This is a genomic window from Lysobacter sp. 1R34A (assembly GCF_051217035.1).
GTDB lineage: Bacteria > Pseudomonadota > Gammaproteobacteria > Xanthomonadales > Xanthomonadaceae > Lysobacter.
The window spans coordinates 1-24,167 of sequence record NZ_JBPKJP010000068.1 but is presented as its reverse complement, the minus strand read 5'-3'; the positions used below and the strand labels follow the sequence as shown (position 1 = coordinate 24,167).

The window sequence follows — 24,167 nt, the reverse complement described above, 5'->3', positions numbered from 1 at the left end:
GGATGAAGTTCCCGGCCGGCGCCCGCAGGGGCGCGTACTGCGGCGTGGCACCGGCCGGCAGCGCGCCGTCGGCGCGGTAGAAGTCGTCGCTGTTGTTGCGGTTGCTCGACCACACCCACGCGAACAGGCCCAGGCCGATGGCGAACGCCCCGAATATCAACAGCCAGGCCTTGCCGGAAGGGCGCCAGGCGGCGAAATCGAAGAAACGGCGCGACGAAGCGGGGGGCGTGGTCGACATGGGCGGTCCGAAGGTGCGTTGGGCCGCATTCTGCAACGAAACGCCCGAAAGCGTCGCCCGTGGCCTGCGATCCGACCCCGGTTCGGCCCTCGCCGGCACGCGATCGACCGGCTCGGGCAACTGCGAGGTTCGCGAAAACCGCCGACTGACGCGATAATCTGCGGTTCTTCTCGCCACTGCGACCGGCTACGCCATGCTCGATCCGACCCTGCTGCGCCAACAGCCCGCCGAACTCGCCGCACGCCTGCGCGAAACGCGCGGCTACGTTCTCGACCCGGCCGTGCTGGAATCGCTGGAGAACGAGCGCAAGCAGATCCAGGTGCGCACCCAGGAGCTGCAGAACCTGCGCAATACGCGCTCCAAGGCGATCGGCCAGGCCAAGGCCAAGGGCGAGGACGTCGCGCCGCTGATGGCCGAGGTCGCCGCGTTCGGCGACGAGCTCAAGGCCAGCGAAGCGCGCCTGGATGCGATCAAGGCCGAGATCGAAGCGATCGCGCTCGGCATCCCTAACCTGCCGCACGCCTCGGTGCCGGCCGGCAAGGACGAGGCCGACAACGTCGAGATCCACCGTTGGGGCAGCCCGCGCACGTTCGACTTCGAGGTCAAGGACCACGTCGAACTCGGCGCCCGCAATGGCTGGCTCGACGGCGACACCGCCGCCAAGCTGTCGGGCGCGCGCTTCACCGTGCTGCGCGGTGGCCTGGCCCGGCTGCACCGCGCCCTGGCCCAGTTCATGATCGACCTGCACACCGAGCAGCACGGCTATCAGGAGACCAGCGTGCCTCTGCTGGTCAATGCCGATTCGATGCGCGGCACCGGCCAGTTGCCCAAGTTCGAGGACGACCTGTTCGCGACCGTGGTCGGCGAGGGCGAAGCGGCGAGCAAGCGTTACCTGATCCCGACCTCGGAAGTGCCGCTGACCAACATCGTCCGCGACGAGATCGTCGAAGACGCCGCGCTGCCGTTGCGCATGACCGCGCACTCGATGTGTTTCCGCGCCGAAGCGGGCAGCCACGGCCGCGATACCCGCGGCATGATCCGCCAGCACCAGTTCGAGAAGGTCGAGCTGGTCAGCATCGCGCGCCCGGACGAAAGCTACGACGAACACGAGCGCATGACCCGCTGCGCCGAGGTCGTGCTCGAGACCCTCGGCCTGCCGTACAAGCGCATGCTGCTGTGCACCGGCGACATGGGCTTCGCCGCGACCAAGACCTACGACCTGGAAGTCTGGCTGCCGAGCCAGAACACCTACCGCGAGATTTCCTCCTGTTCGAACTGCGAGGCCTTCCAGGCCCGCCGCATGCAGGCGCGCTGGCGCAACCCGGCCACCGGCAAACCCGAGCTCGCCCACACCCTCAACGGCTCCGGCGTCGCCGTCGGCCGCGCCATGATCGCGGTGATGGAGAACTACCAGAACGCCGACGGCTCGATCACCGTGCCCGAGGCGCTGCGCCGCTACATGGGTGGCGTCGAAGTGCTGAGCTGATCGCCGACCGCGGCGCGCATGCATACGGCGCTTTATTACCTGGCGCTGACCGCGGTGCCCACCGCGGTTTTGTTCCTGCTCGAATTCGCCGTGCTGCTAAGGCTGCGCCAAGTTCAACGCTTTGCGTTGGCTTGGACCCGGTTGGCCTCGCATGCGGCGGTCGCAGCGATGATCGGCTGGCTCGTGTCGACCCTGGTCTTCCACGCCGTCGTGTTCGGGCCGTATTGGTGGACCGGCGGCGACCAGTGGTTGCCGCGCCGCATGGGCGGCCCAGGGATTCTCGCCGCGGTTGCGAGCGCCATTTCGTCTGCATACCTGGCCGGCCGCTGGTTGCTATGGCGCAGTCGCCAAAACCAGGCAAGAAAAAAGCCGGGCCTGTCAGGACCCGGCTAATTCCGACGCGGGGGGAGGAAGCGTCGGACTTGGAGCTACACGGTTGGGGCGGGGCAGACTCGATCGCGAAGACTTACGCGGCCTGGCGCAGGGGCACCGGAATCGATGCGTGCGCCGCAGCGAGCGCGTCGGCACGATGCTGAGGCGAGTAGGCCACACCTTCCGCACGCACGAACTCGACATCCGTCACGCCGATGAATCCGAGTACGTGACGCAGGTAGGTCTCTTGGAAATCGCTCGGCGCATCGGTGTGGACGCCGCCCCGGCCGCTGGCCACGATCGCCCGCTTGCCGGTGGCCAGGCCCTCGGGGCCGGCCTCGGTGTAGCGGAAGGTTTTGCCGGCGACCGCGATGCGGTCCACCCAGGCCTTCAGGGTCGAAGGAATGCCGAAGTTGTACATCGGGGCGCCAAGGACGATCACGTCGGCCGCCAGGAATTGTTGCAGGATGCGTTCTGATTCCTCGGCTTCGGCCGGATCGGCCTTGGCCAGCGAACGGCCGGTAAGATGCGGGATCGGGTCGGCATCCAGGTCGCGGTAGTCGATCGTCAGGCCCGGCACCTCGTCCTGCCAACGCGCCGCCACCGCCGCGCTAAGCTCACGGGTCACGGAATGGGCGCCCAGGGCGCTCGAATCGATATGCAACAGCTTCATGGTGGACCTCGGTGGCTCGGTCGGAGCCGGTAATGCGGGCGTCGCCGCGTTGGAGCAAAGTCTGTATCGTTGCTTCGATGGGATAAAGATGCTTCAATACCACTTATTGTTCTAATATTGGAACTATCGTCATGCACGATTTGAACGACCTGTACTACTTCGCGATGGTCGTCGACCATGCCGGCTTCGCCGCCGCCGAGCGCGCGCTGGGCATCCCGAAGTCGCGCCTGAGCCGCCGCATCAGCCAGCTCGAGACCGACCTCGGCGTGCGCCTGCTGCAGCGTTCCACCCGGCGCTTCGCCGTCACCGAAGTCGGCAACAGCGTCTACCGGCATGCGCAATCGATGCTGGCCGAAGCCCAGGCCGCACGCGAAGTCGTCGACCGGCTCAGCGCCGAACCGCGCGGGGTGATCCGGGTCAGCGTGCCGGTCGGCCTGGCGCAACAGCAGATCCCCAAGCTGCTGCCCGAATTCCTCGCCAAGTACCCGCAGGTGCGGGTGCAGTTGAACGTCAGCAACCGCCGCGTCGACATTATCAACGAAGGCGTCGACGTGGCCCTGCGCGTGCGCTCCAAGCTCGACGACGACGGCAGCCTGGTCATGCGCAGCTTCGGCCAGATCCAGGAACTGCTGGTCGCCAGCCCGAAATACCTGACCCGCATGGGCCGCCCGAGCAACCCCGACGAACTGTCCGACCACGTCACCCTGAGCATCAGCGAAGACGACGCCCGCCAGCGCTGGGAACTGCACGGCCCCGACGGCGAAGTGCGCCGGGTCGAGCTCAAGCCGCGGGTGATGGGCTTCGACTTCCCGATGCTGATGGCGCTGGCCGAGCAGGGCGTGGGCATCACCCTGCTGCCCGAGACCGTCTGCGCCGAAGCCGTGCGCCGCGGCGACCTGGAAGTGGTGCTGCCGAACTGGCGCCTGCCGCAGGGTATCTTCCACGCCGTATTCGCCTCGCGCCGCGGCCTGCTGCCGGCGGTGCGCGTGTTCATCGACTTCCTGGCCGAGAAGGCTCCGTCCCTGGTCGAGTCCGCGCGCCTGCAGTGCAGCGACATCAAGGGCATCCCGTGCCCCGACGGCATCGCCCGCCACGACAAGAAGCACGACAAGCCGGTGAAGGTGTCCGCCCCGGCGGCGTGAGGGCAGGCCGGTACAGGGCCACGGCTGTCGGCGAAACCGCCACGGCATGAGAGAATGCCCCGCGCCCGGTCCAAGACCGGGCGCCCACGGCGGTTCGCAACGAACCGCCCCGCGACGGACCCAAGGCCCGTCGCAGTAAGACCTCAACGGAGAGATGGCCGAGTGGTTTAAGGCAGCGGTCTTGAAAACCGCCGAAGGGTCAAACCTTCCGTGGGTTCGAATCCCACTCTCTCCGCCACTTTCGTATTCCCACTATTGAGCTGAATCAGCTTCGATGAAGCTGGGTGGCCGCTTTCTAGCCTTATGTCTCGCCCAGCGACGGTATGACCGTTCCGGTAAGCGATCTCCGTTAACTAAAGTTATCGGTTTTTCGCCGGAAAAACGCGCATAGCGGCAAGACGAAGTGGGTGCGCGCACTGGCGTTGGGATTACTCCACTCGAAGATGGGAATGGGTGCTGGTTCACTGGAGTGAGTAGGGACTCTAGTGCTATTGGATTCATTCGCTTGTTCCGCTTCTGATCGAAGCGGGACAAGCAGGACGAATATTTCTTAGCGCGACGGCCCCTGAGGCGCCTGCGCCTGCCCCTGCTGCTGACCTTGTGCCTGGATCTGCGCCTGTTGCCGGTCGAAGGCGTCGGAGCGTTGTATGGACTCCTGCACGCTCGGTGCAGGCGTCGACAGGCCTACCGAGGCCAGCGAGCCCGGGACTTTTCCGGATACGAAGATATGGCCGTTGGTGACTTCGACGCGATCGATATCGCTCGGTTCGCGAATGTGGCCGGCGGTCTTGGCCTGCACGGTTATCTCAAGCGCCTTTTCGTCCGAAACGGTGTCCGGCAAGCGTTCGCGGATGTTGTCGTACAGCTTGCGATCGGGGTGGTCGGCGGGGAGCGATTGTGCGGGATACGGTTGCTGCTGCGCGGCCGTTTGCTTCGCTTGTTCGATATCGGCAGCCGTCGTGGTTGCCTTGGGAACGTAAACGCCTTTGCCGTCGTCCTGCAGCGTGACCAGGTTGCTGTTGAGACTGATCGCGCGTTCGCCTGGAGCCGCCAGCAACTGGATGGCGAAGCCGCCGGTTGGAAGCCCTTGCTCGGTGTGCTTGCGTTCGATCGCCGAGGTGGCGGCCTGCAGATGTTCCGGCGAGGCCGCTACTCCGGCGTTCTGGTACACGGTCGCGACGGTTTGATACAGCGATTCGTGCGCGGTCGCAGGCGCGCGGGCTTGCACCTCGGGTTGCTGCGCCAGCAAGGTCTTCAATTGCTGATGGGTGGCGTCGAGTTCCTGGCGCGTATTGCCTTCGGCTTTGCTGTCGTAGAGCCAACCGCTGCTGATCCATTCGCCGTCGTCGCCACGCCGGTAAACGTTGCCGTCGGAGGCCTGAAGGGTATCGACCTCAGTCCTGGCGTGTTGCACCGGCTCGGGCACTTGGCCATAGGTGGACCAGCCGAACTGGGCGTAGGCGGTCTCGTAGCGCGCGGCCATAGCTGCCGGGGTACGTGCGGCGTTCTCGGCGATGATTTGCCGCGACTGCTGGTCGAGTTCGGCCGCGCGCTGCGGGTTCGCGCCTTCGTTATGGCTCAGTTTGATGCCGTGTTCGATGTATCCGTCGACGACTTCGCGATTCCAATGACCGTCGGGGGAGCGTTTCCAATCGGTCGCGCTCGCGCTGACGGTGTCTTTGGGGCCAGCCGGAATCGAATAAGGATCGCTGGGAGCCGGCGGCGTGGCCAGGCGAAGCTGGATCGCCACGTTGCTGGCTTGGTAGTTCAGCTGGTTGGCGAGTTCCGGCGCAGCGACGAAATTGTCCTGGGTCTGAGTGCTGGCGCCGGTGACCGGATCGACCCGGACCACGTCTTCGTTGCGTCGCCAGCCCTGTTCCGGGTGCTTGGGGTCGAGATGCCAGGTATGGCCGCTACCGTCTTCCTGCCGGTTGATCTTGCGATTTTCCAGCCACTGGGACAGCTCGTTGCCGGCCACCGCGCCGACCACGCCGCCGATCGCCGCGGTGACCAACAAGCCCGGTCCTGTCTCAACGCCGGCGAGGCCGCCGGCGAAAGCCCCGAGCGATGCGCCGCCCCAGGCGCCGACATTGGTCGTGGCGAACCGGACTACTTCCGACTCCATGCCGACGCTGTTGCCCTTTTCGTTCAACTGCGAGATCTTGTAACCCGTGGTCGCGGCGTCGTAGGCGGTGGCCAGGGCGCCGGCGGCGCTGAGGCCCTTGATCATGGCCGGGCGCACGCGCGCCGCATGATCGATCCCGGCCATCTGTCTGGCGTCCAGGGCGACGTCACCGGCGATGTTCAGTGCCTCGCGTTCGGCCAGCAGGTTCGCCGCGGTCTTCGCATCGATATTCGGATTGTCCTTGAGCCGCTGCGGCAGTTCGTCGTGCCAACGCTGCTGTTGCGCCCATTTTTCGCTCTGCGCGCGGGTGATTTCCGGATTGCGCATGCGCGCTTCGCGCGCCTGGTGCAGCGCCTCGCCCGGCGCCTGCGTATTGATCCGGCTGTCGTAGAGTTCCGCCCCTTCGCGGTTGAAAATGCGAATCGGCGTGGCCGTTTCGGCATGGACGCGGTCCAGATTACCGGGCAAGTTCTGATAGACATTGCGGCGGATTTCCGCAGGCACGTAACGGCCGAAGCCGCTTTCGTCCAAGGATGCGGCGAACCGTGCGTCGACGCCGAGTTCGCTTTCCAGGCTGTGGGTGGCGATGGCCCGGATTTCGACGTCGTAGCCTTTGGCCTTGAGGTCGTTGACCAGATTGACCGCGCTATCGCCGCTGCCGAGCGTGGTGTCGATGATGATGTTCTTGTGCTGATCGACTACGGCGGAGCGCAGCTCTTTGGCCCATTGACTGGCGTCTTGATGGGTATAGTCGGCCCATGTATAGGGCGCGCTGGCGCGAAACTCCTTGACCTTCGGGTGGAAGTCGCGCAGCGCATCGGGGTCCACAGCGACGACGTCGCCGGCCAATTCGTCTACCGCGGTCCTGACCAGGCCGCCTTTGCCAGCGCCCGGCTGTCCGGCGAGGATGATGGCCTTAGGGTGCGCCTGCGAGGTTGCTTCGTCGATGCCGCTGTTCGGCAGGATCCGGCTCTGGAGAATCCGGGCGTGGGTTTCCTTATCCAAATGCTCGGCTGGAACGCTCATCCTTGGGTTTCCTTGGCGCCGTTGAAGTACGCCCACAATCCATTGAGGTCGCGCAGGCCGATGTTGGGCGAGCGGGCGCGGAACATGAGATTCAACTTGTCGTCGGCGCGTTGGATGGCTTGCGCATCGCCGCCGGCCTCGGCGGCTTCGAGTTCGTCGCGGGCGTCGCTGATGAAGCGGCTGAGCTTATCTTCCAGCGCCCAGACGGCCATTTCGTACGGCGGGTTGCCACGGGGGTTGGCCGCAGCGGCATTGAGCGTGCCGGCGAGCGCTTCGATCAGCTCGGGATAGTCCCTGAGCATGTCCTGCAGGCGCTGCGGGACGGGGGGGGATGTCTGGTCCATACGGTGCGTCGTTCCTTGATTAGGCAGCGGGACCTGACCATCGTACAACGGTCCGAATGGCGCGGTGTATTCATCAAGAGCCGCGCCAGGAAAGGCTTTCGGAAGGCATGCAGAGTTACCCGGGCGGGCGTTCGCTTCTTGAATGAAGGCTGCCGAGGGGCGGAAACCGCATGACGAGCGGGGGTGACTGTCGTCACTTTTGAATGTTGTCTGGGTATGAGGTGATGTGCGCATCGGCGCGCCTGGGCAGCAGGCTTCGGGCGCGTCATCCCATCAGCAGCAGTCCAGGGCTCTGACGCGGCGACCAGCCGTCGCGCGATGTCCGGCTGCCCGGCCTCAGGATCGAGATCGTGCCCAAGTCACCGCGCTCCGCTGTTTTCCTCTCCTTGCTTGCCGCGACCGCCTTCGCCCAGGCCGCACCCAGGCCGGAGCCCGAAATCCTGACGGAAGACGTCACGCGCTTCTATGCGCTGTACGACGCCACCGGCGGCCGGCCCACGGTGGAGCAGATCGAGAAGGACTACCTGGCCAAGGGCACGCCGAGCCTGGGCGCCTTCGCCAAGGCCAGGCGGGTCACGGCGCAGAGCATCGCCGACCGGCTGGCCAAGGACCCGGCCGTGTACGCGAAGGCGAAGGACTGTCTGGTCGAGCTGCCGGAGGTGAAGCGGCGGGTCGCTACGGCGCTGGACAAGCTTGCGGGCTTGTATCCCGAGGCGCGGTTCCCCCCGGTGGCGGTCGTGGTGGGGCGCGGCCGGCCAGTGGGGATCGCGGATAACGGCGGTCTCACCATCAGCCTGGAGGCTCTGTGCGCGGCCGAGTTCATGAACCCGGATGCCGAAGACCGCTTCGTCCATGTCATCGCCCATGAGTACGCCCACATCCAGCAGACGGCGCCGCACGAGTTCGAACCCGGCGACCCGAATGCCACGGCGCTGCGTTACGCACTCCTTGAGGGCGGGGCCGAATTCGTCGCCGAGCTGATCTCGGGCAATGTCGGCAACGGTCGCCACGCCGAGTGGACCCGCGGCAAGGAGGCCGAGATCGAGTCGGCCTTCGCACGCGATATCGACAGCACCGATTTGTCCGCCTGGTTCGGCAACTATCGCAGCCCGGACGAGCCCTACGACCTGGGCTATTGGGTGGGGTACCGGATCGCCAAGGCGTATTACCTGGGGGCGAAGGATCGCAAGGCCGCGCTCAAGAACATCATCGAATTCGACGACCCGAAAGCCTTGCTGGCGCAGAGCGGCTGGACGCCGGGCATGCGCTTGCCGGCCAAGGTTTCCGGCGAAGAATGAGGGGCTTGCGCCCTTCATCTCGCGTCGGGTTCGGCTGAGCCAGGCGAGACGTTTCCTGACGGCGGCCGGCCAAGCGCCAGCGACGAGACTAACGGGCGATGCCGCCGGCGCTTCCGGACCGGCGCCGCGGCAGCTCCAGCGCGTTCACCCGCTGGTTCGCTGTCTGCATGGCAGCCCGAAGGGGGTCTGGATGCTCTTCCGCGGACATGTTGATTTCCCTCACCGCGGTTGCGACGACGTCGAGCTCGTACTGCTCTGGCGGCAGGACAGTCAACAATGCCTTGATGTAGCGCAGGTACACCTCGCATTGGCCTTCAAGTGCGGTGATGCGCGATTCGAACTCGGCTCGGGTGATTGGGTCGTGCTGCCTGTCCATAACGGTCTCCGATACGGGTAATGGGCGCATTCGGAAGCTTACGCCCGCGATGTTAAGAACGCAGGCACAGCAGGCCGTCTCCCTGCGTCGATCGCTCGGCGTACGACCCTGCCGGGATGGACGAGATCAAGCCGACTTTCCGGTGAAACCCTGCCGGGCCATCGCGTAATGCGCCCGCATGTATTCCGTGAACGCGCGGACCTTGGGCGTGAGCTGGCGCGCGTGGGGGTAGAGCGCGAAGTAATGGCGTTGGCCCGCATGATGCTGTGGCAGTACCCGCAGCAAGCGACCGGCGGCCAAGTCGTTTTGCGCAGTGAGCAGGGTGAACACGGCGATGCCCTGGCCGGCCAGGGCGGCCGCATGCAGGGCGAGGATCGAGTCCAGGCGCAGCCGGCTGCCGAACTCGAGCTCGGCTTCCTCGCCGCTGTTTGAGGTCAGCTGCAGAGTAGGGCCATCGGCGGCATAGGCCAGCAACGGGTGGCTCTGCAGGTCGTCGATCGTGCGAGGCAGGCCGCGGTCCGCGATGTACTGCGGCGCTGCCACCAGTACTCGCTGCGACACAGCGAGCTCGCGTGCGCCCAGGCTGCTGTCGGCCAGCGGCCCGGAGATGCGGATGGCCATGTCGAAGCCGCCCTTGACCAGGTCGACCATGCGGTCGTCGCAGGACAGGTCGAGGTCGATCTTGGGGTGGCGCTGCATGAAGCCGGGCAGCCACTGCGCCTGTTCGAGCGCGCCGATGGCATGGGGCAGGCTGAGCCGCAGCACGCCGGACGGCAGTTCGGGGTCGGTGTTCAATCGCTGCCGGGCTGCGTCGATCCGGTCGAGGATGTCGACGCAGTCGCGGTAGTACTGCGCACCGGCCTCGGTGGCGGTCAGGTTGCGGCTGTTGCGGTTCAACAGGCGCACGCCGAGCTGGGTTTCCAACTGGCCCAGCTGGCGCGAGACCGAGGTGTGGGTGGTGCCCAGGCGTTCGGCCGCCCTGGTGAAACTGCCGGATTCGATGATGCTTCGGTAGGCGCGCATGGCCGACAATTGATCCATCACTCGACTCCGGTCGGCACTGCGGCGAAGCGTATCAGCGGACTGGCAACGAGAGAATCCGGTCGGTGCTCAGCACGTCGCCGAAAGTGTCCTCGATTTCGGCCAGGGCCGATGCGTGCAACTGGGCGGCGCCGACCTTGCTGCCGTCGCGCAGATCGAGGTCGCGGGTCGCGGTGGCGTCGGAGGACACGATGACCCGATAGCCACGCGCGGCGGCGTCGCGGGCGGCGCCGGCGACGCAGGCGTGGGTCTGCAGGCCGGCGATGATCAAGGTATCGGCGCCGGCCTCTTTCAAGGCCTTCTCGATGGCGGCGGCGGAAGCCCCGGCGAATACGCTGACGGCATCCTTCTTCACCACCAGCTCGCCCTGACGAGGCTGCATCGCCGGATGGAACTCGACCGTGCCGCCGCCTTCGCCGAACAGGGGTGCGCCGGACGGCAGCACATGCTGCACGTGGATGACCCGGATGCGGTGGCGATCGGCAAAGTCCAGCAGGCGGCGGGTCTGCCGCAGCGCAGAATCGCCGTCGGCGATCGGCATGCGTCCGCCGGGGAAGTATTCGTTCTGGAAATCGATGACGAGCAGGGCGGTCTTGCCCGCTGGCAGTTCCGCGACCGGCGCGGCCCCGGCCATGGCGCGGATGGTGGGATGCAGCAGCGGTTTCGAAGCCTGCGCATCGATGCCGCCGAGCGCGGCGATGCCGAGCGCGGCCAATCCGATCAGAGAAGAAATTCGCATTCGAGCAGCCTCGTTGGGAGAGGCGCCATGATGAAGATCGGCCGCAGAATGCCCAGCCGTCTGCACGAACAGTTGCTGTGCGGTTTGCGCACAGACGCCGGACCGGCAAGGCTTGGCTTTGGCTGTCGTACGGGGTCTTCAGGGCGCAAAGACCCAGCCATGATCCGTCTGCCCATGGACGAGACGGATCGATGCATTCTTCGGATTTTGCTCTTCTTCGAACCACTCATAGGAACGGTGCAGCCACTGCATCAGGAAGGCGCGGATGGTCCGCCGTGGCTGGCGATGACGAGCTGGTTGACGCCGCTCTTGTCGTAATCGCGATGAAAGGTTCCGAAGGCCTGGTGGACCCGGACGACGACATCGAACCGGCTTTCGCCGAGCGGCATGCGCGCCCAGAATTTCCCTTCGAACTCGACCTGCTTTGTTGAGCCAATTCCTCTTCCGGAATGCCGTCGAAGAGGCCGAACTGTTGCTCTACCAGATTGACGTGTTCTTTCCGGTCGAACAGAAATTTGTGCTTGTGGTCCTCTCCAGCCAGCTCGGCGACGGTATTGACGCCGCGAATGACTTCGTCGGCCGTTTGCCGTGTCCGCGCGTACGGCGATACCTAGAGCCGGGGCTTGGTGGTCGGCGTGTTTTTTTGAGGAAATGCCGGCCCAGCCATTCGCCGGCTGCATAAGCTTGCTGCTTGCCGGTGGCGGTCAGGGGATGGCGTGATCCGCCAGCTCCAGGCGCTTTTTCTTGTCGACATTGCACACGGACTCGCCGTGCCGGATGAAGATCAAACGAGAGCGGTTTCATGCGGTACGGGTCCTTGTGGCGTTTCCTTGCCGGAAGCGCACTCCTGCGGAACATGGCCATAAAGTATCCCTGAGCCCTGCCGCACACACCGGGATGCGCGCCGGTCCTGGTGCCGTCCGGGGCACGCAGCGAGATCGTTTCGACTGGGTGCGCTGCCGGGATGCCTGAGCCAGGCCGGCCAAGGCCCCGCCTCTCTTGCCGATATCAGGAGGCTCGGCCGAGCAGCTAAAGATTTCGATAGCGCGTTCATGCCGCTTCGCGGTTTCCTATGCCCGCCCGAGCCGCGGGCATCACGGAAACGCACGATGTCGATCAGTCCAGTAACAGCCCCGAATTCCCGGGTGGCCCAGAACCGTCGCGTCGCGGTATTCGGCGCTTATGGCCACACCGGCCGCTTCGTGATCGCGCGTTTGCGCGAGCGGGGCTGGGTGCCGGTGGCCTGCGGTCGCGACGCCGAGCGCCTGGCGGTACTCGATGACGCTTTCCCCGGGATAGATCGCTTCGTCGCCTCGGTCGACGACTCCGCGTCGCTGGATCGCGCGCTGGCCGGCACGGTCGCGGTGATCAACTGCGCCGGACCTTTCAGCGATACCGCGATCCCGGTAGTCGAGGCGGCGTTGCGTGCAAAAGTGCACTACCTGGATACGGTGGCCGAGCAGCAGCCGGCGTTGGCCTTGTTCGAGCGGTACGACGTAGCGGCCAAGGCGGCCGGCATCGCGATCGTGCCGGCGATGGCCTTTTACGGCGGGCTGGCGGATCTGCTCGCGACTCATGCGATGGGCGACTGGGACGCGGTCGACGAGATCCTGATCTCGGTCGGCCTGGACAGCTGGCACCCCACCAACGGCACCCGCGTGACCGGCGAACGCAACAAGGCGCGGCGCCTGGTGGTGTCGAAGGGCGCGCTGGATTTCGTGGCCGATCCGGCGCCGACACGGGATTGGGCGTTCCAGGCGCCGTTCGGTACCCAGGAGGTAGCCGGCGTGCCGCTCAGCGAAATCGTGCTGATCTCCAGACATCTGCGTGCGAGCGAAGTGCATTCCTACTTGAATCTCGCATCGCTCAAGGACGTGCGCGACCCGGCCACGCCGGCGCCGGTTGCGGCCGACAGCAGCGGACGCTCGGCGCAGCGGTTCGTGGTGGAGGTGATGGTGCGCAAGGGCGAGGCGCAGCGTCATGCCAGCGCGCAGGGCCGCGACATTTATGCGGTCAGCGCACCCCTGATCGTCGAGGCGTTGGAGCGGGTCGTCGATGGCCGCCGCACCTGCAGCGGCACGGTCGCAGCCGGCGAAGCCTTCGATGCGACCGGGTTTTTGGCCGCGCTCGCGCCCGATCATCTGGCACTGGCTTGATGCGGCCCTGCGGCGCGGCGATCTCGATGGCGATCGCCGCGCGAGCATGCCAGGCTTACTGTCGCGGCGGCTCGTCTTCGATGCGGTTCATGAACATTCGCCGTAGCAAGGGCAGATCGCAGGTCGGCGCGGTGACGCGATACCTCGTGGGCGCCTCGGCGCACAGCTTCGGCGTAGCGCCGGTCAGCTTGCCCTCCTTGCAGGCCTGGCACATGCGGGTCAGTCCGGCGTCGAGCTGCAGAGAGTAATCCAGCGGCCGCGCCGGGAACGTCGGATCGACCAGGTCGCCGCCGCGGGTGTTGCGGAAGTAGTCGCTGACGTTCTTCTCGATATCGGCTTCGCTCAGCGGCGGCTGCGGGCCATTGGGGCCGACCGGGTAGGTCGGCACGATGCTCAGGGTCGGGTTGCGCGGCCACTGGGCGAGGGCGTGGCAGGACAGGCACGACGAGCGCATGTTGTCGGCCGGCCCGTTCAAGCGGCCCTGAAAGCCCGGGAACGGCCGGTGCAGCCAACTGCCGGGCGTGCCCTGCCAGAGCACGCCGGCCAGGTCCTTGTTGATCCGGCTCTGCTTGATCGGCGCCCAAGCGCCCCAGTTCGCATCGTGCACGTTCGGATCGTTGCCCCACATCAGGCCGACCGGCACCAGGTTGTCGAGAAAGCCGTCGCCGCGGGCCGGGCCTTGCCAGATGAAGGTGCCCATGACCCAGTCGGTTTCGTCCGCGTCGGGATCGCGGATGGCGATGTCGACCTGCAGCAGCTTGAGGCGCTTGGCGCGGCTGTTCTTGTCGATCTTGGCGAGCACCGTGGGCGCGCCATCGAGATAGTCCAGACCGGTGGCGTTGGAGAACAGCATCTTGAACGAAACGGTCTTGTCGGGAAATTTCAGCCCCGGGGCATTGCGCGCAGGCAGCTGCGGATCGCAAGGGTCGGCGAATACCTTGCCGAGCCCGACCGCGCCTTCGCTGTTGTACCAACCGATCGCCCACACATCGAAGCCGCCCGGCGAGGTCGGCGAAAGATCCAGCGGATCGGGGCTGCGCTCCTTGGTCAGGCCGTTGACGCGTTCGCGCCCGTTCGAGCCGTAATCCATCCAGGGCGCGATCCACCAGGGCGAACCGGCCGGCATGCGGATCTTGCCGGCGCTGTTGATGCTGATGCCCGAATCGCGGATGTCCTTGAGCACCGCATCGGTATAGCGCCTCCAACTGGTCTTGAAGCTGATCGATTCCCAACGATAAGCCGGATGGCCGGGAACCGAGGCCGGATAGTCGGTGCGCCACGGCAGCGTGATCTTCTTCGCGGCTGGATCGTAGGCGGTGCTGTTCTTGGCGTCGAAGCGACTGCAGGTGCCCGCCTGGGCGACCAAGGGAAGCGCGGCCAGGAGAAGCGAAGTCAGGAGAATCGCGGTCAACAGCACGAGCTTTGCGAAAAATCCGTTCATGGATCGACCCTTCCTGGCCCCTGTTTGCCAGATAAACGCCGTTTGCACGGGTCAGCGGCCAAGCCCATCGGAGAAACGAAGGCCTGGCCGAATACAAAGGCCAGCGGCTCGCCGCCCGTCCCGAAGCGGAGGCTTGTGCGATCGCGCCACTGGCCGAGCACGAGAGCGACCACTCCTTCGTGCACCGCTTCGCTTATCGTTCCGGGCCCGCCTGCGGATCGCCGCTGGGTCGCTATGGCGATTGGCGCGACGGTTCGAACGCAGACTCGGGACTCGCCGAGCTTCCGGCGGCGAAGGCTTCGAGTGCGGCATCGTCGAATCGGCGACGGGCGTCGTGCTCGTATCGATGAAGGCCCTCGACCGGTGATGCGCTCAGGATGTGCTCAACGCGAAACCGGCAAGCGCACGGCGCGTCCGTATCGCTCGCCGTCGAGCGTGCCGTGCCTGATCCAATCCAACTGCATGGCGATATAGCCCTCGGCCATGCGCGTGTGCAATCGCTCGCCGGCGGCATCGGTCTCGAATTCGAAAATGCCGTGGTCGGCTTGCGGGAATACCGCACCCTCGACCGCACGGCCTTCAGCGGCGAGCGCGCTCAAGCGGCGCTGGGTTTCCTGCGAAGGCGCCTCGACGTCGTCGCCGCCGAGGATCCACATCTGCGGTTGGGTCAGCTTTCGCAGCACCGGCATGGGGTCGTAGGTCCAGCTGACGTCGCTGTCGAGCATGGCGATCTGCATCAGGTCGTCGCCGCGGCGGCGCCGCACGACCTCGCCGGTGTATTCGCCCTTGAGCGCCTTCCACCAGGGCTCGTGTTGGTATTGCGTGCGCAATGCCTCCAACTCGTCCCAGCCGCGCTGGCCCTTGCTCGCCGCGAGCAGGCCGGTGGCGTCGCTGACACGGCGCGCCTTCGCCAAGGTTTCGGCATCGGCGAAGCCGGCGGCGCGCAGGTCGGCGGCGACCTGGTCGCGATCCTCCGACAGCACGCTGTCGGCGAGGCCGAATACGACCATGACGAACTGCGCCTGCGGCGTCTTGCTCGCCGCCAGCGGTGCGACCCAGCCGCCCTGGCTGCTGCCATGAAAGCCGATGCGCGAGATGCGCGCGCCGCCGAGGCGGCGTGCCTCGGCGAGCGCGGCGACGGCATCGTCGGACAACAGGTCGAAGTCTTTGGAAAACTTGCCTTCGGACCCGCCGGTGCCGCGCTTGTCGTAGACGAACACGCCGACGCCCTGCGACGGGAACAGGTTCTGCTGGAAATAGGCGTCGACGCCGGACACATTCTCGGAACCGTGCACCAGCACCACGACCGGCACCCGCTGCCGGCCCCGCGGCAGCACCAGACGGCCGCGCAAGCTCAGACCATGGCTGTCGAAACGGGTCTCGGCGATGTCGAACCCGATCTTGCGGCCGCGCCGGCCGTCGAAACGGATGCGGGACCGATCGCAGCTGCCGAACGTTACCTCGATGCCATCCGGCCGTCCGGTCCAGCCACGAGTGCTGATCCAGGCGCCGTGCTCGCGGACCAGCTTGCCGCTGCGCCCGTCGAGCAGGCGCCAGCGCAGCGTGCCGGGAGCGTCGGAGGGCATCACGCTGACGATGCCGCCGTCGTCGAGCCGGTAGGCACCGACGTGGCAACGCGCATCCGGCGTTTTGGACGCCTTGGTCGGAGCGGCCGCTTGCGCGCTGGCGACCGCGACGGCGAGGATGCTGGCGATCGCAGCCGCGAAACAGAGTCGGAACACAGTCATCGGCGAGTCCGTTGTGGTGACTGCCCTATCGGATGCGGAACCGGATCGAAAGGTTGTAGCGCGATCGCTCGCGCAGCGTCGCCCGCTTCGCGCAGAACAAAGCCGCGATCACGAAAACACATCTGGACACGTATCGGATCGCCGAAGCGCCGGGCGCATCACGCCGTCCCTTGCGGCGGCCCACTAGCCTTGGCGCAGCTGGAAGGGGTGCACGCGATATCGCAGACCGGTGCGCAATGGGATGTCGCCGGCGATTCGAGCTGGGCAGCGTCGAGCAGGGCGGGGGAAGCCTGCACTGGCCGGAGCGTATCCGGCCGCGGGCCGTCGCGGCGGGCTGGCCCTGCGCTGCGGTCCGTCGGGCCTCGGGCGTGTAGCCGAGCGCGGCGATGCCCGCCGCCGTCCAGCACACGCAGCCTCTCCGGATGTTTCCGGAGCCGGCGCTCTCCGTTTCGTAAAGACCAAGGATCATCGATGCTCCGCACAGCGAGTCCCCCATCGCCCCGACGCCGCCGCCTCAGCGGCGCGTTGATCGCCATCGTCGCCGGCCTGTTCTCGGCGGGCCCGGTGTTTTCCGCCAGTACGGCCGACCCGGTCGCGAACGTCTTCGTCGACTTCACCGCGCACGGCCAACCGACTTCCGAATACTCGCTCGGCGCCACGATCTCGACCTACGCCGACGGCGGCAGCAACCTGATCAAGGGCGGCAACCGCGCACTGTGGACCCAGTACCTGCGCGACCTCGGGCCGCTGGTCTGGCGCGTGCCGCTGTTCCATCGCGACGGCCAGGTCGGCTCGTCGGCCGGCGGCATTCACGGCGGCAACGAAGGCGAGGCCTATGTCCGCGGAATCAAGGGCATCGGCGGCATCCCGATGATCGCGGTCGGCGGCAGCACCGGCGACAACGACATTCGCGCCGCCGATGCGGCAGCGCTGGTGCGTTACTTCAACGACAACGGCGGCCAGCGCGGCGGCCCGGTGGTCGACTACATCATCGGCAACGAGCCCGACAACGGCTTCGGTGTCGGCAACTACATCGCCGGCGGCAACGGCAGCGACGGTTTCCACAACATCGCGCTGGCGATGCGCCAGGCCAGTGCGCAGCCGCTGTCGCTGGCCGGGCCGTCGCTGGTGACCTGGGCCGACTACAAGTACGGCGATTTCCGCCAGTTCTTCGCCAGCAGCCATGCCGATACCGACGTGGTCGATTTCCACAAGTACGGCGACGGCCAGCCGCTCGGCAATCTGGGCGCGACCTCGCAGTACGGCGACGCGATCGCCTGGCTGCGCAACGAGATCGACCTGAGCTTCGGCGAGCGCGCCGACGGCATCGCGATCCAGGTCGGCGAGTTCAACTACCACACGCGCTACGACGCGCAATGGCGCGCTTCGTTCTACACCTCGCGCAACCTCGTCCACACCGCCTCGGTGATCGGCCACGTGTTGCGCGCCGGCGGCAGCGCCTATCAGTACGCCGACAACAACGGCCCGCTGGGATTGATCAGCGACGGCACCGATCGCAACGACCAGCCCGGCGGTCGCCACGTCCGCTTGCCGGCGTACTGGGGAGTGTCGGCCTGGAGCGGCGGCGCCTGGTCGCGGCGTTACGGCCAGACCATGGTTGCCGCGACCACCCCAGTGCCGGACCTGGAAGTGTTCGCCACCGACAGAGCCAAGAAGATCGTCCTGATCAACAAGTCCGAGACCAACGACCGGCAAGCGGTGCTTGCGCTGACCGGCAAGAGCAGCGGCACCTACACCGCGTGGCGCTACGGCCGCGGCATGGACCCGGCCAACTTCACCAGCGGCGCGCAGTTCCTGCCGCCGGTGAAAGTCGCCGCCGCCAGAGCGTTCTCGCAGGGGCGGGTGGTGGTGTCGGTGCCGTGGATGAGCGTGGTGGTGATCGACGTGGATTGAAGCTTCGGCGTCGGTCGGAGCATCGCAGTTCCGGCTCCCGTCCCCGGCTCGCGCCCTAGGCGGACGCGAGTCGGAATGGTTCAGTGCCGCGCGGGCGAGCCGACCCGGTTCGGGTCCGGGCTTCGATCAACCGCCGCCGCAGCCGCCGCAACCCCCGCCGCAGCCACCACCGCCTCCACCGTCTCCGCCTCCATCGCCACCGCCGCCACCGCCCGAGCTGTCCGAGGAAGACGGGGTGCGGATCTGCTCGTAGTCGGAGAACGGGGTGCCGATCAGGACCGCGGTACCGGCCAGCGCCACCGTCGAGGCCGGATCGTAGGCGTCCGCCGGTCGTTGCCGCGCCGCCTTGTACAACTGCCAGTCGCCGGCCCAGGTGCGGGGCCGGTCCTGGGTCAAGAGCGCGCTACACAACGCCATCAGTGCGGTCAGGATGGTCAGCGCGATCAGGAACCCGACCGGCCGATCCAGTTGCAGGCCGATCATGATCTTGCACAGCCCCAGGGCGGCGACCGCGGCCAGGGGCAGCGCCGACAGCCTCGCCGCCCAGGCCTGTTGGCGCGGGCTCAGCAGCCAGCCTTTGCTGCGTACGCGCTGCTCCTGCGATCGGTGGCGTTCGCGCAATGTCGACAATATCCGCGACAGGGTCTGCTGCTCGGCGACCACTTGCATGGCATCGCGCAGCACCGGCGACAGCGCTTCGATCTGTTCGGCGGTCATGCGCGGGCGCAACCACACCCGGCCGGTCAGGTAGGCTTCGCGCGCCTTCTTGCGGTCGTATTCGAGGCTGACCGCGTCGATTGCGAGCAACTCGACCACGATCGCGTCGGCGACGCGATCGCTGCCGCCGGACAGATACGCCAGCTCCCAGCGGTCGGCCTCGTGACTCGGCCCCGGGCCCCGCGGCCCGCGCAGCCGTTGCCGCAGCCAGGCGCCCGCGATCAGCGCGGCGACCATCAGCACGACGAACCAGGCCAGGAACGGGCCGCCGGTCCAATGCAGCGGGTTGGTTTCGTTCGCGCTCAGCGCCAGCAGCGCATAGGTGCCGACGACGGCGGTCATGCCGAAACGCATCGGCCGCCGGGACGCCCGCGGCTCGGCTGGCATCACGCCCGGCCGCGCCGACGGGGCTTGCGGTGCGCGCGGTTCGGGCCAGAACCGCCTGGGCGGCGCGCCGAAAAAGCGCCGGTAACTGTCCAGAGTGTCGGCGTACTGGCGCTGGTGTTTCAGCGTTTCGCCGTTGCCGCCGCGCGAGGGCACGTGGTGCAACTCGTATTGCAGGACCTCGGCGCAGAAACGCTCGTAACGCCGGGTATCGACGATGTGGGCATGCCAGACCTCGTCGATGAGTTCGCTCGGCGTGACCGCATGATCGACGGTGACCGCGAGAAAACAGAAACGGCGGTACTCGTCGAGCGCCGCCCGCGCTTCGCTCAGGGAGAGCAGGGCGGTCGTGGCGACGCGGGTCAGGAATTCGTCCGAATCGTCGTCGTCGAATCGGTAGTCGCACAGGCGTTGCCACAAGGCGTGTTGAGCTTCGGTCCATCCGGCGGTGTCCGCCGGCGCTCGGTTCGGATCGTTCATGACCATCCCTCGGTAGTCCATCCATTGAACTGCCTGCATTCGGCCGTCGCGGCGCATGCGTTGGGATGCGCCGGCCCGGCTTGCGGTAAACGCTACGGCAGGCCGGGGCGCGGCGAAATAGCCGGTTACGGCTAGTCGTCGGACGGTGGGGTTTCGTTTAGGTGTAGAGCGGCGCGAGCGGCGACCGCCTTCCTGCGGCATGCGCCGTTATCGCGAGGTCGCGGTCGCGGCTTGCGCCGCTCCTGCCCGGAAGGCGCCGTGTGCCTGCCGCGGCGTATAGTCCAGTGCGATCGCAAGGAGAACCCGATGCGTTATGCCGTATTGGCGGCGGCGGCCGTACTGGCGGCCTGCGCCAGCCTTCCCGATCCGACCGCAGCCCTGATCGACCCGCAGGTGCGCGTGCGTTACGCCGGCGACGACGTGATCGGCGAATACCGTGCGCCGGGGCGACCGGGGCGGATCGTCAAGATCACCCCGGCGAACGGCCTGCCGTTCTATCTGTTCGACGATGACGACGACGAGCGCATCGACCGGCACCTCGGCGATATTCCGCCGAGGTACCAGGATGCGCTGAGGTTCAGGGTCCGTTTCGAGGACTATGGACTGATGCGTTGAAGCGCGCCGGCGTTCAGCGCTCCGCGAACAGCGCGTTGAGCTGCGAATACGCCATGGCGTCGGCGCCGAGCGGCGCCGAATCGCCGTCGCGCAGGAAACCGCCGGCGAGCGCGGCGGTGCGGGCGAACATCGACTGGGCAATGTCCGAACCCGCACTCAGGCGGCGCACGCCCCAGCCCTGCAGTTCGGCCGCCGCCGGCAGGGCCGGGCGGGCGAGCAGGTTCAGGGGCAGGCAGGCCTCGGCGGCGATCGCGCGCACCTGGGCCTCGTCGGTGAGGCCGGGCACGAACAGGCCGTCGGCACCGGCGGCGCGATAACGCGCGGCGCGCGCCAAAGTCTCCTCGACGCGGCGTTCGGGCGGCGCCAGGCCGCGCAGGTACACGTCGGTGCGGGTGTTGACGAACAACGCCACGCCGAGCCGCGCGCTGGCGCGCTTGATGTGTTCGATCTTCGCGCACAGCCGCTCGGGGTCGCCGCCGCCGTCTTCCAGGTTGATGCCGACCGCGCCGACGTCGATCAGGCCGGCCACGGTTTCGGCGACCGCGGCCGGGTCGTCGGAATAGCCGCCTTCGACGTCGACGGTGAGCGGTACGCGGATCGCGCGGACGATGTCGGCGACGGTCGCGACCAGGCGCCGCACCGGCAGCAGGTCGCCGTCGGGATAACCGTGCGACCAGGCGACGCCGGCGCTGGTGGTGGCGACCGCCTTGGCGCCGAGGCTTTCGATCAGGCGCGCGGTGCCGGCGTCCCAGGCATTGGCCAGCAGCAGCAGGCCGTCGCGGTGCAGGTTATGGAAATGATCGGCGTGTTGGGCGGGTGCGCTCATGCGTAGGACTCCGAAAGACAACGGCGAGAGGAAAAGCGAAAAGAAAGCCGGCGAGGGCGCAAGAATCTCACGCCGCCCGCCCGCTGACTCGCCGTTTCCGGCTATTGCCGTGATCGGTCAATTTTGAGCCGCATCCCACTGCCGGATCGCCCGCTCGACCGCGTCGACGCCGCGCGCGGTGGCGGCCGCATCGATCTGTTCGACGGTGTCGTTGCTGCTGTGGATGACCTGGATGACCTTGGCCTGGGTCGCGGACTTCTCGCCCTTGAAGAACGACAGGATCAAGGGCACTTCTTCGTGGCCGATCAGCGAATACGACACCGCCGGCCAGCCGGCCTTGAGGAAAGGCAGGTGATCGCTCGGCGGATACTCGCGGCCGGCCGACAACTGCAGCCCGGAGGCCTTGACCGCATCGCGGCTGGCGCCGACCAGGGCGCTGTCGGCGTCCGGCGTCATCATCCACAGGGTGTCGCCCCAGCCGAACACGTCGAAATTGACGTACAGCGCGGGCTTTTCGCTGCCCTGGGCGATGTAGGCGCTGGAACCGAGCAGGCCGGCTTCCTCCAGGTCCCAGAACGCCACCGCGACGCGATGGCGGGCGAGCGGCTTGCGCTTGAAGCGTTCGGCCAGGGCCAGCACGGTGGCGCTGCCGGAGGCGTTGTCGGTCGCGCCCTGGCCTTCTTCCACCTGGTCGAAATGCGCGCCGAACAGCAGCAGCGGCGCGTCGGCCGCGCCGGACACTTCGGCGATCAGGTTCTGCCCCTGTTGCTTCTTCGCGGTTTCGAAGGCGACCGCTTTCCATTTCAGGCCCAGGCCGTCGAGGCGTTTTTCGATCGGCGCGCGGCGGTTGCCGGCGCCGGCCTCCGACAGGCTGCGGACATCGCCGAGCCACGAGCCGGCGGTAGCCGCGGCCGGCGCCGGCGCGGTTTCGCGCGCAGTCGCGCCGGCCATCGAAAGCAACAGCAGGGAAGTGACGAGGGTTGTGGCGAGCGGCGAGAGTTTCTGAGGACGCATTGGGTCTTCTCGAAGGCACGTTGGAGGGACGGAATCAGGCCGCATTGTGCCCACTTTCACATTATGAATGCCTTGCACCGCACCATGCCGGCGCGTAGCCTCGGCGGCGTTGCAGGACTCGGTCGTAGGGGAAGGGACAATGACTATCCGTGTATTCATCGTTGACGACCATGCGTTGGTCCGCACGGGCATGCGCATGATCCTGTCGGCGGAGACGGATATCGAAGTGCTCGGCGACGTCGAAAGCGGCGAAGAGGCGATGCCGCTGATCCGCAAGCTCAAGCCCGACGTGGTGTTGTGCGATCTGCACCTGCCCGGCGTGAGCGGGCTGGAGGTGACCGAGCGCATCGTCAAGGGCGACCACGGCACGCGCGTGATCATCGTATCGGTGCTGGAAGACGGCCCGATGCCGAAGCGCCTGCTCGAAGTCGGCGCCTCCGGTTACGTCGGCAAGGGCGGCGATGCGAGCGAGTTGTTGCGCGCCATTCGCGACGTCGCCCGCGGCAAGCGCTATCTGGCCAGCAACATCGCCCAGCACCTGGCCTTGTCGAACATCGACGGCGGCAACTCGCCGTTCGACGAACTGTCGCCGCGCGAACTGGAGATCGCCTTGCTGCTGGTGCAGGGCTTCCGCCAGGAAGAAATCGCCAAGCGCCTGAGCCTCAGCGCGAAGACGGTCAATACCCACAAGACCCGGCTGTTCGAGAAGCTCGCGATCACCGACAGCATCGCGCTGGCCCGCCTGGCCGCGCAGTACGGACTGGCCGATCCCGCGCATTCGCTGTGATGCAGCGCGCCGGCGCCGAAGCCGGCGTCGAAGGCGTGGTGTCCTGATCCGAAGGCGCTGGCCTGAAGGCGATGCCGAACGGCGATTGACCGGGCAAGCGCCCGCTTCGGACGAATCGCCTGCGCATCGATGCGGCGGTTCGCCGCAGCGACTGCCGCGGTGCGCGGCCACGGCAAAGCCGTTGAATTAAAATCCGGAGCGCAAAAAGAAACCGGCCGCATCAGCGGCCGGTTTCTTCGTTCTGAGGTCCGGGTGGAGCGTCGCCGGTCAGGCGCGACGCTCGTCGTCGGAGGTCCCGTCGGCCACGTCCTGCTCGCCATCGACGGCGGCCTTGGCCGCGTCGCTGCGGGCCGGTTCGGCCGGATGGGGCAGAGCATCGAACAGGCCGGCGGTGCGCGGCGTCGTTGCCGGCGCCGCGTCGACAGAAGCGGACTCGGCAGAAGCGGACTCGACCGAAGCGGGTTCGACCGGGCTGGCCTCAGGCGCGCTGGCCTTGGGCTCGACCGAGCCGGTCGCAGCGGAAGCCGCCACCGCCGGTTCGACCGCGGCCGGGCGGGCTTCGGCCTGCGGAACTTCGGCTTGCGCGGCTTCGACTTGCGCAGTGTCGCGGACGGCCGGTTGAACGACCGGCTTGATCACGGTGGTCTCGACCGGGGTCTGCTCGACCACGGCCTGCTCGACCACGGTGTCTTCGACGCGGGTCTCTTCGACCAAGGCCGAAGTCGGCTCGACCACCGGCTCGAGGTCTTCGTTGCGCGGCGCCGCGGCCTGCAGGGGCGCGTGCTGCGGGGCAGCCGGTGGCTGCACCGCGTGCTGCCGCTGCAGCGCAGGCTGCGCCTGTTCGATCGCCGCGGCCGCATCCTGCGCGGGCGTGACGGTTTCGGCAGGCGCCACGACCGCTGCATCGGGCAGGCGGGTGATCACCGGCATCGCCGCATCCAGCACCGGCTCGGCGACGGGTTCGTTCACGACCGGCTCGGCCGAGACATAGGCCTTGCGCGAGGGCTCGGCCTGCGGCTGCGCGGGCTCGCGCGAGGCCGGTGCGTCGGCAGCAGGTGCGTTGACAGCGGATCCGCTGGTAGCGGACGTGGCGTCGTGACCGAGGTTAGCGAACGTCGCCTTCGACTCGGCGGCCGTTTCCGCAGCCGGGTTGAACACGCGGCTGGCGAGGGCGGCTGCGGGCGCGACGGCCGCGGCTGCGGCTGCGGCGGGCGCCGCGGCCTGG

The 24,167-nt window shown here is 67.2% G+C and carries 21 protein-coding genes, 1 tRNA gene and 2 pseudogenes; 11 read left to right on the top strand and 13 right to left on the bottom strand.

Annotated features, from left to right (window positions below; all coding sequences use genetic code 11):
• Positions 1-238, bottom strand: a pseudogene (locus ACSAMQ_RS14615) (hypothetical protein); the annotation flags it as partial.
• 193 nt (positions 239-431) lie between these two features.
• On the opposite strand from ACSAMQ_RS14615, the gene serS reads away from it, so the two are divergent.
• Together serS and ACSAMQ_RS14605 are read left to right on the top strand one after the other, a co-directional pair.
• Positions 432-1,724: a serine--tRNA ligase gene (gene serS, locus ACSAMQ_RS14610; RefSeq protein ID WP_435396345.1), complete on the top strand. Its 1,293-nt coding sequence runs from the start codon at positions 432-434 to the stop codon at positions 1,722-1,724.
• 18 nt (positions 1,725-1,742) lie between these two features.
• Positions 1,743-2,117: a hypothetical protein gene (locus tag ACSAMQ_RS14605; protein ID WP_435396344.1), complete on the top strand. Its 375-nt coding sequence runs from the start codon at positions 1,743-1,745 to the stop codon at positions 2,115-2,117.
• A 73-nt stretch (positions 2,118-2,190) separates the two neighbouring features.
• Here the strand turns inward: ACSAMQ_RS14605 and ACSAMQ_RS14600 are convergent, their stop codons facing one another.
• Positions 2,191-2,769: an FMN-dependent NADH-azoreductase gene (locus tag ACSAMQ_RS14600; protein ID WP_435396343.1), complete on the bottom strand. Its 579-nt coding sequence runs from the start codon at positions 2,767-2,769 to the stop codon at positions 2,191-2,193.
• A 116-nt stretch (positions 2,770-2,885) separates the two neighbouring features.
• Here ACSAMQ_RS14600 and ACSAMQ_RS14595 point away from each other — a divergent pair, with 116 nt between their 5' ends.
• On the top strand, positions 2,886-3,911 hold the full coding sequence (locus tag ACSAMQ_RS14595) for a LysR family transcriptional regulator (protein WP_435396346.1): 1,026 nt from the start codon (positions 2,886-2,888) through the stop codon (positions 3,909-3,911).
• 148 nt (positions 3,912-4,059) lie between these two features.
• Positions 4,060-4,149 (top strand) — tRNA-Ser (locus tag ACSAMQ_RS14590).
• A 312-nt stretch (positions 4,150-4,461) separates the two neighbouring features.
• Here ACSAMQ_RS14590 and ACSAMQ_RS14585 read toward each other — a convergent pair.
• Positions 4,462-7,062: a zeta toxin family protein gene (locus ACSAMQ_RS14585; RefSeq protein WP_435396342.1), complete on the bottom strand. Its 2,601-nt coding sequence runs from the start codon at positions 7,060-7,062 to the stop codon at positions 4,462-4,464.
• Positions 7,059-7,406, bottom strand: a complete 348-nt coding sequence (locus tag ACSAMQ_RS14580) for a hypothetical protein (protein ID WP_435396341.1) — start codon at positions 7,404-7,406, stop codon at positions 7,059-7,061. Before ACSAMQ_RS14580 ends, ACSAMQ_RS14585 begins: the two co-directional genes overlap by 4 nt.
• A gap of 350 nt (positions 7,407-7,756) precedes the next feature.
• Between ACSAMQ_RS14580 and ACSAMQ_RS14575 the strand changes: the two genes are divergently transcribed.
• Complete coding sequence (locus ACSAMQ_RS14575) at positions 7,757-8,704, top strand: DUF2268 domain-containing putative Zn-dependent protease (protein ID WP_435396340.1); 948 nt, start codon at positions 7,757-7,759, stop codon at positions 8,702-8,704.
• Positions 8,705-8,792: 88 nt separating this feature from the next.
• Here ACSAMQ_RS14575 and ACSAMQ_RS14570 read toward each other — a convergent pair whose 3' ends face one another.
• The 3 genes from ACSAMQ_RS14570 to ACSAMQ_RS14560 form a co-directional block, all read right to left on the bottom strand.
• On the bottom strand, positions 8,793-9,080 hold the full coding sequence (locus ACSAMQ_RS14570) for a hypothetical protein (RefSeq protein WP_435396339.1): 288 nt from the start codon (positions 9,078-9,080) through the stop codon (positions 8,793-8,795).
• 126 nt (positions 9,081-9,206) lie between these two features.
• Complete coding sequence (locus ACSAMQ_RS14565; protein ID WP_435396338.1) at positions 9,207-10,121, bottom strand: LysR family transcriptional regulator; 915 nt, start codon at positions 10,119-10,121, stop codon at positions 9,207-9,209.
• A 34-nt stretch (positions 10,122-10,155) separates the two neighbouring features.
• Positions 10,156-10,860: a cysteine hydrolase family protein gene (locus ACSAMQ_RS14560; RefSeq protein ID WP_435396337.1), complete on the bottom strand. Its 705-nt coding sequence runs from the start codon at positions 10,858-10,860 to the stop codon at positions 10,156-10,158.
• Between the two features lie 275 nt (positions 10,861-11,135).
• Here ACSAMQ_RS14560 and ACSAMQ_RS14555 point away from each other — a divergent pair, with 275 nt between their 5' ends.
• From ACSAMQ_RS14555 to ACSAMQ_RS14545, 3 genes are all read left to right on the top strand, one after another.
• Positions 11,136-11,291: a hypothetical protein gene (locus ACSAMQ_RS14555; protein ID WP_435396336.1), complete on the top strand. Its 156-nt coding sequence runs from the start codon at positions 11,136-11,138 to the stop codon at positions 11,289-11,291.
• A complete protein-coding gene (locus ACSAMQ_RS14550; protein ID WP_435396335.1) occupies positions 11,288-11,542 on the top strand; it encodes a hypothetical protein in 255 nt (84 codons plus the stop codon). The genes ACSAMQ_RS14555 and ACSAMQ_RS14550 overlap by 4 nt, the downstream gene beginning before the upstream one ends.
• Before the next feature lie 463 nt (positions 11,543-12,005).
• On the top strand, positions 12,006-13,016 hold the full coding sequence (locus ACSAMQ_RS14545; RefSeq protein ID WP_435396334.1) for a saccharopine dehydrogenase family protein: 1,011 nt from the start codon (positions 12,006-12,008) through the stop codon (positions 13,014-13,016).
• 55 nt (positions 13,017-13,071) lie between these two features.
• On the opposite strand, the gene ACSAMQ_RS14540 is transcribed toward ACSAMQ_RS14545, so the two are convergent.
• Together ACSAMQ_RS14540 and ACSAMQ_RS14535 are read right to left on the bottom strand one after the other, a co-directional pair.
• Positions 13,072-14,457 carry a hypothetical protein gene (locus ACSAMQ_RS14540; protein WP_435396333.1) on the bottom strand — a complete coding sequence of 462 codons (1,386 nt, stop codon included), beginning with the start codon at positions 14,455-14,457 and terminating at the stop codon, positions 13,072-13,074.
• Between the two features lie 383 nt (positions 14,458-14,840).
• Positions 14,841-16,205, bottom strand: coding sequence for an alpha/beta hydrolase family protein (locus tag ACSAMQ_RS14535; RefSeq protein WP_435396332.1), 1,365 nt, complete (start codon positions 16,203-16,205; stop codon positions 14,841-14,843).
• A gap of 471 nt (positions 16,206-16,676) precedes the next feature.
• On the opposite strand from ACSAMQ_RS14535, the gene ACSAMQ_RS14530 reads away from it, so the two are divergent.
• Entirely contained in the window at positions 16,677-18,119 is a 1,443-nt protein-coding gene (locus tag ACSAMQ_RS14530; protein WP_435396331.1) for a hypothetical protein, read from the top strand.
• Between the two features lie 126 nt (positions 18,120-18,245).
• Here ACSAMQ_RS14530 and ACSAMQ_RS14525 read toward each other — a convergent pair whose 3' ends face one another.
• Positions 18,246-19,700, bottom strand: a complete 1,455-nt coding sequence (locus ACSAMQ_RS14525) for a TIGR04222 domain-containing membrane protein (RefSeq protein WP_435396330.1) — start codon at positions 19,698-19,700, stop codon at positions 18,246-18,248.
• Between the two features lie 306 nt (positions 19,701-20,006).
• On the opposite strand from ACSAMQ_RS14525, the gene ACSAMQ_RS14520 reads away from it, so the two are divergent.
• Positions 20,007-20,315, top strand: a complete 309-nt coding sequence (locus ACSAMQ_RS14520; protein ID WP_435396329.1) for a DUF2782 domain-containing protein — start codon at positions 20,007-20,009, stop codon at positions 20,313-20,315.
• Positions 20,316-20,328: 13 nt separating this feature from the next.
• On the opposite strand, the gene ACSAMQ_RS14515 is transcribed toward ACSAMQ_RS14520, so the two are convergent.
• On the bottom strand, positions 20,329-21,141 hold the full coding sequence (locus ACSAMQ_RS14515) for an isocitrate lyase/PEP mutase family protein (protein WP_435396328.1): 813 nt from the start codon (positions 21,139-21,141) through the stop codon (positions 20,329-20,331).
• 117 nt (positions 21,142-21,258) lie between these two features.
• The gene (locus tag ACSAMQ_RS14510) at positions 21,259-22,155 is read right to left on the bottom strand and encodes a M28 family metallopeptidase (protein WP_435396327.1); all 897 of its coding nucleotides are present in this window, start codon (positions 22,153-22,155) and stop codon (positions 21,259-21,261) included.
• A 139-nt stretch (positions 22,156-22,294) separates the two neighbouring features.
• On the opposite strand from ACSAMQ_RS14510, the gene ACSAMQ_RS14505 reads away from it, so the two are divergent.
• A complete protein-coding gene (locus ACSAMQ_RS14505) occupies positions 22,295-22,942 on the top strand; it encodes a response regulator (RefSeq protein ID WP_031371689.1) in 648 nt (215 codons plus the stop codon).
• Between the two features lie 267 nt (positions 22,943-23,209).
• Here the strand turns inward: ACSAMQ_RS14505 and ACSAMQ_RS14500 are convergent.
• Positions 23,210-24,167, bottom strand: a pseudogene (locus tag ACSAMQ_RS14500) (hypothetical protein); the annotation flags it as partial.

What these genes read in the sequence shown, in the direction of transcription:
- ACSAMQ_RS14535 (WP_435396332.1), bottom strand. Translation starts at nt 16,205, where the DNA reads ATGACTGTGTTCCGACTCTGTTTCGCGGCTGCGATCGCCAGCATCCTC.
- ACSAMQ_RS14530 (WP_435396331.1), top strand. Translation starts at nt 16,677, where the DNA reads ATGCTCCGCACAGCGAGTCCCCCATCGCCCCGACGCCGCCGCCTCAGC.
- ACSAMQ_RS14505 (WP_031371689.1), top strand. Translation starts at nt 22,295, where the DNA reads ATGACTATCCGTGTATTCATCGTTGACGACCATGCGTTGGTCCGCACG.
- ACSAMQ_RS14570 (WP_435396339.1), bottom strand. Translation starts at nt 9,080, where the DNA reads ATGGACAGGCAGCACGACCCAATCACCCGAGCCGAGTTCGAATCGCGC.
- ACSAMQ_RS14605 (WP_435396344.1), top strand. Translation starts at nt 1,743, where the DNA reads ATGCATACGGCGCTTTATTACCTGGCGCTGACCGCGGTGCCCACCGCG.
- ACSAMQ_RS14585 (WP_435396342.1), bottom strand. Translation starts at nt 7,062, where the DNA reads ATGAGCGTTCCAGCCGAGCATTTGGATAAGGAAACCCACGCCCGGATT.
- ACSAMQ_RS14600 (WP_435396343.1), bottom strand. Translation starts at nt 2,769, where the DNA reads ATGAAGCTGTTGCATATCGATTCGAGCGCCCTGGGCGCCCATTCCGTG.
- ACSAMQ_RS14510 (WP_435396327.1), bottom strand. Translation starts at nt 22,155, where the DNA reads ATGCGTCCTCAGAAACTCTCGCCGCTCGCCACAACCCTCGTCACTTCC.
- ACSAMQ_RS14515 (WP_435396328.1), bottom strand. Translation starts at nt 21,141, where the DNA reads ATGAGCGCACCCGCCCAACACGCCGATCATTTCCATAACCTGCACCGC.
- ACSAMQ_RS14560 (WP_435396337.1), bottom strand. Translation starts at nt 10,860, where the DNA reads ATGCGAATTTCTTCTCTGATCGGATTGGCCGCGCTCGGCATCGCCGCG.
- ACSAMQ_RS14540 (WP_435396333.1), bottom strand. Translation starts at nt 14,457, where the DNA reads ATGAACGGATTTTTCGCAAAGCTCGTGCTGTTGACCGCGATTCTCCTG.
- ACSAMQ_RS14520 (WP_435396329.1), top strand. Translation starts at nt 20,007, where the DNA reads ATGCGTTATGCCGTATTGGCGGCGGCGGCCGTACTGGCGGCCTGCGCC.
- serS (WP_435396345.1), top strand. Translation starts at nt 432, where the DNA reads ATGCTCGATCCGACCCTGCTGCGCCAACAGCCCGCCGAACTCGCCGCA.
- ACSAMQ_RS14580 (WP_435396341.1), bottom strand. Translation starts at nt 7,406, where the DNA reads ATGGACCAGACATCCCCCCCCGTCCCGCAGCGCCTGCAGGACATGCTC.
- ACSAMQ_RS14525 (WP_435396330.1), bottom strand. Translation starts at nt 19,700, where the DNA reads ATGAACGATCCGAACCGAGCGCCGGCGGACACCGCCGGATGGACCGAA.
- ACSAMQ_RS14565 (WP_435396338.1), bottom strand. Translation starts at nt 10,121, where the DNA reads ATGGATCAATTGTCGGCCATGCGCGCCTACCGAAGCATCATCGAATCC.